Source organism: Camelimonas sp. FR25 (genome assembly GCF_059740505.1).
In genome coordinates this window covers 175,047-184,396 of sequence record NZ_JCAWFG010000091.1, presented here as the reverse complement: position 1 = coordinate 184,396, position 9,350 = coordinate 175,047, and the positions used below count along the sequence as shown (strand labels likewise).

The 9,350-nt window shown below is 66.6% G+C and carries 10 protein-coding genes; 1 reads left to right on the top strand and 9 read right to left on the bottom strand.

The annotated features are described in order from the left end of the window. Both AC6A67_RS13535 and AC6A67_RS13530 read right to left on the bottom strand, forming a co-directional pair. The coding region (locus tag AC6A67_RS13535) for a hypothetical protein (RefSeq protein ID WP_498037073.1) at positions 1–697 on the bottom strand (697 nt) is incomplete at its 3' end. A 581-nt stretch (positions 698–1,278) separates the two neighbouring features. Then, positions 1,279–1,659: a septal ring lytic transglycosylase RlpA family protein gene (locus AC6A67_RS13530; RefSeq protein ID WP_498037072.1), complete on the bottom strand. Its 381-nt coding sequence runs from the start codon at positions 1,657–1,659 to the stop codon at positions 1,279–1,281. A 784-nt stretch (positions 1,660–2,443) separates the two neighbouring features. On the opposite strand from AC6A67_RS13530, the gene AC6A67_RS13525 reads away from it, so the two are divergent. Beyond that, positions 2,444–2,767 carry a Dabb family protein gene (locus AC6A67_RS13525; RefSeq protein ID WP_498037071.1) on the top strand — a complete coding sequence of 108 codons (324 nt, stop codon included), beginning with the start codon at positions 2,444–2,446 and terminating at the stop codon, positions 2,765–2,767. A gap of 338 nt (positions 2,768–3,105) precedes the next feature. Here the strand turns inward: AC6A67_RS13525 and AC6A67_RS13520 are convergent, their stop codons facing one another. The 7 genes from AC6A67_RS13520 to AC6A67_RS13490 form a co-directional block, all read right to left on the bottom strand. Further along, complete coding sequence (locus AC6A67_RS13520) at positions 3,106–3,714, bottom strand: thiamine phosphate synthase (protein WP_498037083.1); 609 nt, start codon at positions 3,712–3,714, stop codon at positions 3,106–3,108. Continuing rightward, the gene (locus AC6A67_RS13515) at positions 3,701–4,486 is read right to left on the bottom strand and encodes a thiazole synthase (RefSeq protein WP_498037070.1); all 786 of its coding nucleotides are present in this window, start codon (positions 4,484–4,486) and stop codon (positions 3,701–3,703) included. Before AC6A67_RS13515 ends, AC6A67_RS13520 begins: the two co-directional genes overlap by 14 nt. A gap of 104 nt (positions 4,487–4,590) precedes the next feature. Next, entirely contained in the window at positions 4,591–4,812 is a 222-nt protein-coding gene (gene thiS / locus AC6A67_RS13510; protein ID WP_498037069.1) for a sulfur carrier protein ThiS, read from the bottom strand. Positions 4,813–4,899: 87 nt separating this feature from the next. Then, complete coding sequence (locus AC6A67_RS13505) at positions 4,900–5,949, bottom strand: FAD-dependent oxidoreductase (protein ID WP_498037082.1); 1,050 nt, start codon at positions 5,947–5,949, stop codon at positions 4,900–4,902. Positions 5,950–6,466: 517 nt separating this feature from the next. Beyond that, positions 6,467–7,237 carry an N-acetylmuramoyl-L-alanine amidase gene (locus tag AC6A67_RS13500; RefSeq protein WP_498037068.1) on the bottom strand — a complete coding sequence of 257 codons (771 nt, stop codon included), beginning with the start codon at positions 7,235–7,237 and terminating at the stop codon, positions 6,467–6,469. Between the two features lie 175 nt (positions 7,238–7,412). Continuing rightward, positions 7,413–8,210 (bottom strand): TerB family tellurite resistance protein, encoded by a 798-nt coding sequence (locus AC6A67_RS13495; RefSeq protein WP_498037067.1) that lies wholly within the window; start codon positions 8,208–8,210, stop codon positions 7,413–7,415. A gap of 386 nt (positions 8,211–8,596) precedes the next feature. Continuing rightward, positions 8,597–8,851 carry a YMGG-like glycine zipper-containing protein gene (locus tag AC6A67_RS13490; protein ID WP_498037066.1) on the bottom strand — a complete coding sequence of 85 codons (255 nt, stop codon included), beginning with the start codon at positions 8,849–8,851 and terminating at the stop codon, positions 8,597–8,599. Positions 8,852–9,350 lie beyond the last annotated feature (499 nt).

The following is a 9,350-nucleotide window of genomic DNA, read 5'->3' as shown; positions in this document are numbered from 1 at the left end:
TATACATAAGGAACGTCGTAAATTCTGTCAAAATTTGCGCCATCAATGCACATCCTTTTGCAGCGTTTTTTTTTTGCGTAAGATTAAAAGCGGCACGGTTACTGTGGTGTGTAATAATAATATTGTAGTCATCAACACGATAAATATCAGTTGGCGCAATAGCTTCAATAATAAGTTCGGCATCTGGTATTGATTCGAACGACATTGGATATGTTGTGCCATTTACCGAATGTGTAGCGTTATTGTATGCGTCGGCGAGGAACTCCGTTCTGTATCCATTGTCGGAAGTCGACCATTTGCGTGGTTGAAATTCTCTAGAAATGAAAGCTATTTGGGCTGTTAAGGGGGGATATGGAAGTGGCGGTGGCGGAGGCAACTCCTCAGTTATGCTCGCTGAAGCTGAAACGAGGGTCGGCGAGGTTTGTCCGGCGGCGTTGGTAATCCGGTACACGACCGTGTTAGGCCCCGGTTGGAAGGCTTGCTTCATCGTCGTGATGATGGAGACGCTGGTTGGGTCAAGGCGCACCGCCGTGTAGGCTGGCTGGCCAAGCATCTGGTCGTCATTGATGTAAAGTGCGATCTGATCTCCGTGTGCGGCCCCAATATTGAGGGGGATGGTGAATTGCAGCTCATACGGAAAGTTCAGAACGAAGGTATTTTTAGTCAAAGCTACAGGAATTGGCGGATCAAGTGGCATTGGGCCCCCCCCCCATATGATGGGTGAGCCTCATTTATACATTTAATGTTTGCGAAGATGCACAGTATCGTGGACCAGGGCGACTTATACCAGAACCCGATGAGCGTGGCTCATCGGGTTCTGGTTAAGCTGGTGCGGCGCCTGAGCATTTCAGGATGCGGATGCGTCAGCATCTTCGCATCCTGGTATTACAGGACTTGCGCGGTGACTGTTGTGGGTGCGGGCGTGAAGCGCCTGCTACCGTCCGGGCCAAGGTGCTGCGCGGATCGCGCGTAGATCACCCCTGCCCCCATTGGCGGTGGCGCCGGCTTCGTCGTCGTTATCTGGCGCTCAGGCGCCAGCTTTGCCTCTGGGCAGAATAAGTCTGATGCTGCCTTTAATTTCCAATGCAACCGTACGGGAAATATGAGGACGAGGCTGCTGCTATTGTGCGGAATGGACCCATTCCGCATACGTTCGTATGAACATGAAACCGTAACGCATGGCAGGTGATTTGTCATTTGCCGCGGCGGTGAACTGTCGTGGCGCAGAGGCCGGGGAGGCGTTCACGCACGCCCCCCACAGACAGGTCGGCCGCAGGGTTACTGCTGGGCCGTCTGGGCGGTGCGGACCACAGGCGTGACCACGACCTGGGCGAGGCCGTTCATGCCGAGGGCTTTGGCTGCGCTGGAGGACAGGTCGATCACCCGGCCGCGCTTGAATGGGCCGCGGTCGTTGATGCGCACGACGATGGAGCGGCCGGAGCGCTTGTCGGTCACCCGCGCCAGCGTGCCGAAGGGCAGGGTGCGGTGGGCGGCGGTGAGGCCCTTGCCGGTGTAGCGTTCGCCATTGGCGGTCTTGCGGCCGTAGAAGCCAGGGCCATACCAGCTGGCGACGCCGTGCTGGCCGGAATAGCGGGAATTGGTGTCAGCAAATGCGGCGCTCGCCGTGACAGCCGCGGCCCCAACCAGGGTGGCGGCCAAGAAATTCACCTTAAAAAACAACTGTCCGTCCTTCGTTGTTGCGGATGGGCGCAACAACGGGAGCCAGTTGACGAGAATGTGACGCATTGTTCCATCTGCAACCGGAACCCTGCGACAAAATGCTCGGAACTTGGATAAAATTCCTCTCCGTCCACATATATGGATCAGGCGATTTACTGTCGTCAAAACTTCAAAACGTCGCGACCAGGCGTCGCGAACATCTGGCAGGATGCGCCGAATGGTGTCGTCGCAAGTAGTGGAGTGGTGTTCGCCGCCGCAGCGTCGTTGGCGTCACAATTGCCTGTGCACGACCGCAAGGTGTGACAATCTGCCGTCGTGAAAAAGCGTTGGCGTTAAGCGTCGCGAAGTGATTTGGCGCCATGCGGCGCGTTTTCCGCCCGCATGGGATGGCGAAAGGGGGCGCCCCTAGCTGGCTACGACTGGTCGTTCAGGGCGGTCCAGGGCCGATCGATGCCCGCATGACGGTGTTTGGCCATGGAGGACGCAGTCGCCGTGTCCGCCCTCAGCGAGCGCGACCCTTATGGCGCCGCCGCCGCCAATCGACAGTGCGCCGTCGCACGCCGGCTGCCATTGCGGCGGTTGCGCGCTGGCTGACATTGAGGCGGCTGCGCGCCGCTCCTGGCGCAAAGCGTGGCGTTGGATAACCCCAGGATGACGGCGCGGCGCCGGGCTTTGGCGGGTCGACAACGTCATTCGCCGCTTTCACACTCGCTGGCAAAAGCGCCGCCGCGCTCTGGATGAACCAGGGGGCAGGACGGTCGCCATGGGAGAGACGCCAGTGATCCGCCATATTGTGCTTGTCCGCTTTCAGGCCTCGGCCTCCGGCGCGCAGATCGCCGCCGCCATGCAGGGGGTGGTGGATCTTCAAGGCGAGGTGCCCGGCATTGTCGCCGCCAGCTGCGGCGCCGACGTCAGCCCGGAGGTGATGTCCCAGGGCTTCGCCCACGCCATCGTCCTCGACTTCGTTGATGCGGCGGCGCGCGATGTCTACCTGACCCATCCGGCGCACATGCGCGCCGGGCGGCCGCTGCTGGCGATCACTGAAGGCGGCATGAAGGGGCTGATCGTCGTCGATTACGAGATGTGAGCTTTGCGTGGGGCTGAGGGGCAACGGCCTGGGGGCGGCCTCCCCTGGGCTGGGCGCCTTACGTCCTGGAGACCTGGCGTCCTGGCGCCCCTGCGCCACGCGTCGGGCGGTGTTGCGCCAGCATGGAAGGCTGGGTGAGGGCGCGGGCCTGTTGGGCGCGCGGCCAGTGCCTCGCGGCTGGTCCGGCCGTGGGTGAAGACGTGGATGCCCGCGACGAGCGCGGGCATGACGGCGCTGGGGTGGTTGTGGAGTGCGGTTCGCCGTTTGCGCGTTGCAGCTGGAAGCGTGTTGCAGTTGGCGGCGCGTTTCGTCGCCACCTGCCAGGCGCTCAGCCTCGTTCAGCGTCCTGCGTCGGCAAAGCTGAGCCAGGCGGCGACGCGGGCTTCCGGGTCGGGGTTCATGGTGACGTCGCTGACCACGGCGATGCTGTCGGCCCCGGCGGCGAAGACATCGGGCGCGCGCTCCAGGGTGACGCCGCCGATGGCGACCAGCGGCACGGCGCCGATGCGCTTTTTCCACTGGCCGATGCGCTCAAGCCCCTGCGGGCCAAACCGCATCACCTTCAGCGTCGTCGGCCAGATCGGCCCCAGCGCCACATAATCCGGCTGCGCGGCGAGGGCGGTCTCCAGCTCGGCCTCGTCGTGGGTGGAGATGCCCAGCGTCAGGCCCGCCTTGCGGATGGCGGCGAGGTCGGCGTCGACCAGATCCTCCTGGCCCAGGTGCAGATGCCCGGCGCCAGCCTCGATGGCCGCCTGCCAATAGTCATTCACCACCAGCTGCACGTCGGCGGCGACGGTCACGGCGAGGGCGTCGCGAATGGCGGCGACGGCTGCGGCGTGGTCGAGGTCCTTGGCCCGCAATTGCACGGTGCGCACGCCGGCGCGCACAAGGCGCCCGACCCAGGCCACGCTGTCGACGATGGGATAGAAGCGATCAGGAGTCTGCAGCATGCCAGAACGGCGTCCCTGGCACCGGGGTTGACGGAGAGGCAAAGTCGCGCGGCGCCATCAGACCCGCCTCATATCCGGTGCGTCCGGCGTCCACCGCCTGGCCGAAGGCCCGCGCCATGGCCACCGGATCTGCGGCCTTGGCCACCGCCGTGTTCAGCAACACCGCGTCATAGCCCAGCTCCATGGCGTGGGCGGCGTGTGACGGGGCGCCGAGGCCAGCGTCGACCACCAGCGCAATATCAGGAAAGCGGTTGCGCAGAAGGCTGAGCGGGCCAGGGTTGACGATGCCCTTGGCGCTGCCAATCGGCGCCGCCCACGGCATCACCACCTGGCAACCGGCGTCGACGAGGCGCGTCGCCACCGTCAGATCCTCGGTGCAATAGGGAAACACCTCAAAGCCATCGCGGATCAGGATGTCGGCGGCTTCCACCAGCCCCACCACGTCGGGCTGCAGCGTGTCGTCGTCACCCACCACTTCCAGCTTGATCCACGGCGTGCCGAACAATTCGCGCGCCAGCTGCGCCGTGGTCACCGCCTCGCGCACCGTGCGGCAGCCAGCGGTGTTCGGCAGGATTTTCACATCCAGCTCGCGGATCAGCGACCAGAAACTGTCGCCGGTGGCGCCGCCGGCGGTCTCGCGCCGCACCGAGACGGTGACTATGCCGGCGCCCGAGGCGCGCACCGCCGCCTGCATCACCGCCGGCGACGGATACAGCGCGGTTCCAATCATCAGGCGGGAGGACAGCTCCACGCCATAGAGCTTCAGCATGGTCAACTCCACTTTGCCGCTGCGGTCGTCGCAACGGCAGGTCGCATCCGGCGGGGCGAGACGCGCGGGGCGCCAAACGCCGCCCCGTCTGCACGCACCCTGCTCTAGCCGCCCTGGCGCGGCGACACAATTTCGATGTCATCGCCAACCCGCAGCATGTCCTCGCCCCAGCGGGCGCGCGGAATGACGCTGTGGTTGACGGCGACGGCGATAAAGTCGCCCTCATAGCCCAGGGCGCTGAGCAGGCCGTGAATGCTGGCGGCCTCGACCTCCTGGCTTTCGCCATTGACGGTGAGGCGGATGGTCTGAAGTTCGTTCAGGGACATCAGGCTGTCTCCGGGTTCAGGTCAGATCAGGCGTCCATTATAGGCCAGGCGCGCTGCAGGTTCACCGACTGGCGCAGGGCGTGCGCCTCAGCGGGCGGCGTGGCCGGCGGGCGAAATGTCGCGCTGGGCGTGGGGCGCGGTCACGCCGCCGGCTGCCTCAACGATCAGCTCGTCGTCGCGGACGCCGTCGACCAGCCAGCGCTTCACCGCCTCGGCGATGGCCGGCGCCATCAGGAAGCCATGGCGATACAGGCCATTGACGCGGGCGATGCGGCCGCTCACCGCAACGCGCGGCGCATGGTCGGGGAAGGCCGGGCGCAGGCCCGCGCCCATCTCCACAATGCGCGCCTCGCCAAACGCCGGGTGGATGGCGAAAGCGGCGCTCATCAATTCCAGCGCCGAGCGCACCGACATGCGGTCGTCTTCGCTTTCAATGGTGGTGGCGCCGATGACGAAGCGGTGGTCGGGGCGGGGGATCACGTAAAGCGGCCAACGCGGATGCAGCAGCCGCACCGGGCGGCTGAGCGCGATCTCCGGCGTCTCGATGGTGACGACCTCGCCCTTGACGCCGCGCAGGCCGGGCAGGGCCTCGCGGGCGTAAACGCCACGGCAGTCGAGCACCACGCCGTCGAGGCTGTCGGGGGCGACGTCAACGCCGAAGCGCAGATCGGCGCCGAGGTCGCGCAGGCGCTGGTGGATGGCCGGGATCATCCGGCGCGGCTCCACATGGCCTTCCACCGGGAAGAACAGGCCGTCGCGGAAACGCCCCTCCAGCGCCGGCTCCAGCGCGGCGATGCCAGCGGCGTCGAGGCGCTCATGGCCGGGGGTGATGCGGGCGAAGCGCTGGAAATCGGCGCGGTCGCGCGGATGGGCGACGATCAGCGAGCCGTTAAAGGCGATGTCAGGAAAGGCTTCGCGCCACAGGGTCAGCGAGCGGTGGCCGAGGCGCATCACCAGCGGCTCGGAAACCTCCGCCTCGCAATCGGGCGCCAGCATGCCGCCCGCCCAGAAGCTGGTGGCGCCGACCAGATCGCCGGGGCCACGATCATACAGCGTCACCTGGCATCCGGCGGCGGCGAGGGCCAAAGCGCACCAGCTGCCGGCGACGCCGGCGCCGACGATGGATACCGCCGGCAAGCCGGCGTCTGTCGGCGCGCGCGGCGCCGGGCGACTGGTCTGTGGCTGGGCGTGCAACTCCGTCCCTCCGCCGATGCGGAACCAGCGCCTTTCGCCGCAAGCGACCGGGCGCGATCCCGTGCTGTGTATCCGCGCTGATGGTCCAGAGGCCGCTGGCGTCGCGCTGGCGCGGTTGCGCCGGAACAGCTCCATGCGCAGGCGCGCATGCCCGGATGGGCGGGCGCCGCCGCAGGCCCCTGGCCCGGCGCGAGCCGGATCAGGTTCAAAGGATTTGGCGTAACGCCATCTCAGCCCGGCCTTTAGGCTGACGCAGGGCCGATCGCCCCCGTTCGCCGCTGGCCCGGGCACTCCCCGGATGCGCCAGATGGCGCAAGCCCAGAGATACGCCCCGGCGCCGGGCTGCGCAAGGCGGCCCGCGTCCGTTCCCTGTTACGCAGAACGCAGGGCTGGCGGGGAGAGCGACGCGACGGACCAAAGCCCGGGCGTCGTTCGGGCCATGGCGCGCGCCGGGCCGTGGTCAGCCGACCATTGGCCCCTGCTTGCCGGCGATCAGGTCGCGCAGGGTGGTGATGGTCGAGGCGTCGGCGACGCCGTCGATGCGCTCCGGGCGGAAATGGCGCTGGAAGGCGCGGACCACTGCCTCAGTCTCGGCGTCATACTGGCCGGTGATGGCGACGCCATAACCATAAAGCGCCAGCATGGCCTGCAGCGCCTCAACCGGCGGGCCGCCTTCGCCGGGGCTGAGGAAGCGGCCGCCGCTGACCGGCGCCGGGCGCACCCAATGGCCGACGCCCGCCTGGGCAAGGCGCTCCCAAGGGAACAACTCGCCCGGATCCTCCTTGCGCTGCGGCGCCACATCGGAATGGGCCAGCACGTTCTCGGGCAGGATCGACCAGCGCTGGCAGATGTCCTGACACAGGCGGGTGACGGCGGCGATCTGCACGTCAGGGTAGGGCGGCAGCCCGCCGGCGTGGCCAGGGTTGGCGATCTCAATGCCGATCGAGGCGGAATTGATGTCGTTGACGCCATACCAGCTGCCTGCGCCGGCGTGCCAGGCGCGGCGCGCCTCCGGCACGAGCTGCAACACATGGCCGTTCTCGAACACAAAATAATGCGCCGAGACCTCGGCCACCGGGTTGCACAGGCGCTGCAGCGCCTCGCCCGCATCGGCCATGCCCGTGTAGTGCAGCAGCAGCAGGCGCGGCGCCTGGCCGCCGGCGCGTTCGCCATGATTGGGGGAGGGGAAGACCTTGGCGGCGACGGGGCTGTCAGGTTGCGGCAAGGACATGTCGGCTCCAGTGACTGGCGGCGCGTCGGCGACGGCAAGGCCTGTGGTTCACGTCGTGCGGGAGAGCGCGGAACAGCGGGCGGGCGAACCGCCGTTTGCATTGCGCGCCAGCGCATTACACGGCGTCAAACGCTGTCATGTGACGCAGATGGGGGCAAAGCTCAAGCGCGCAGGTTCAGGCCGCCGCTGCGCGCATGCGGTTGGCGCGAATGCGGGCCCACGCCTCATTGATGGCGGCGGCGCGGTCATTGGCGACAGCGATGGCCTCGGGCGGCAGGCCCGCCGCCATCAGCCGGTCAGGGTGATGCTCGGCGATCTGCCGGCGATAGCATTGCTGCAGCTGGGCATCGCTCATGCCGCGATGGGCGCCCAACACCTGCCAGGGATCGTCGGGCATGGCGACGTGATTGGCCTTGATGCAGGCGAACTCATCCTCGCTGAAGCCGAAGATCGCCGCCACATCGTGCAAAAACGCCAGCTCCGCCTCATGGATGGCATGGTCGGCCCTGGCGATTTCGAACAAGGCGTCGATGACATTTTCCAGCAACAGCCGGTTGTCGGCGAAAATGCTGGCCAATTGGCGGGCGTAGGCGTCGTAGCCATGGGTGGTCTGGCGCGCCAGATCGAACAGGCGCTCGACGCGCGGCAGATCGGCGGCGGGCACGTCAATAATGCGGCGAAAGGCGGCGATCTCATTATGAGTGACGACGCCGTCGGCCCGGGCCATTTTGGCGCACAAGGCGACGAGGCCCGTGGCATAGACCACCTCGGGCGGCGGCGGGCCAAACGCCCCGCTAGGCGCAAACAGGCCGGAGCTCTGCAGAAACCGCCCGGTGGCGGCGAGCGCCTGGGCGCCGGGGCTGTCCGGATGGTCGAATAGCGCATGGCCGGTGGCCGCGCCGACCAGGGCGCCGAGCGGTCCGCCCAGCACGGCGCCAATGCCCAGTCCGCCGAGCTTGCCCCATACGCTCATCAGCGCACGCCCACCGGCGTGCGCGGGCTGGAGACCGCAGCGCAGCAGCGCGCGTCGCTGCGCTTGGCGCGCGTCGACGGGGACAGGGCAGGGCGAGGCGCGCGGGAATCGGCGGTCATGGCTGGCATGGAACCATCCGTTCGCGTTTTTTTCGAGGCTAAAGATGGTTGTCCACGGCCGAGGCCACGCTGCATTCCGCGGCTGGGCAAACGCCGCGCCAGCGTCTCAGAGCTGAGCACAAAAAAACCGGCCACATGGCTGCCGCCACATGCCCGGTTATCTCTTGACCAGTCGCCGCCTGACCACTCGCCGCCTGGCGTCCCCGACGCCGGGTGACCAGCCATTCGCCGTCAGGCGGACGCTGGCCCCGGCGTCAGGCTCTCAGCTCAATAGCACTCGCGGACGCGGCGCCCGCCGTAATAATAGGTGCGGCAATTGGCGGTGCCAGCGCCGACGACAGCGCCAGCGCCAGCGCCGATCGCCGCGCCGGCCAATGCGCCGCCGCCGGTGCCAGTGGCCGCGCCGCCGATCGCCGCGCCAGCGAGGCCGCCGATCGCCGCGCCGCCCACGGCGCGTTCACCCGGGGTCTGGCAGGCGGCGAGGCCGACAGCGATCAATCCCATGGCCAGATACTTTTTCATCGCTTTTCTCCCACTTGCGGCGCACGTCGCCGGTTACAGCCCTTGGTGACGGCCTTGAGCGGACAATGCCGCGCCACCGCTCCGGGTTCCCAATTTGCTGGCGCGCCTCGCCAATCCGGTTCCCGGCTGACCCGGTCGGCGGCGCCATCGACCGTCGCATTTTCGGACGCCATAGGCGCGGAGCTTGTGAAGCAACCATGGCGCTACAGTGGCACGACGCTGAGACAGGGAGGCGGCTGCGCCCTCGCTGCAAATATAGCGTGACCATGGCTGTAGATCTGTTGCTTTGCAATGAACTGAAGCGTGATCGTGGGTGTTGAACAGCGGTCTGCCCTGGCGTTGGCGCGCCCACGGGATTTGCGCTCACTGTTGATTTCTGCGACAAATCTGGCGCGATTAACCAGATGCACACCATGTTCATTGTCTTGATCGCGCCCGATGTTGGCCGCAATTGCCGGTGACATTCGCGCCATGGACGATCGTCGGCCCGTGAGGGCGG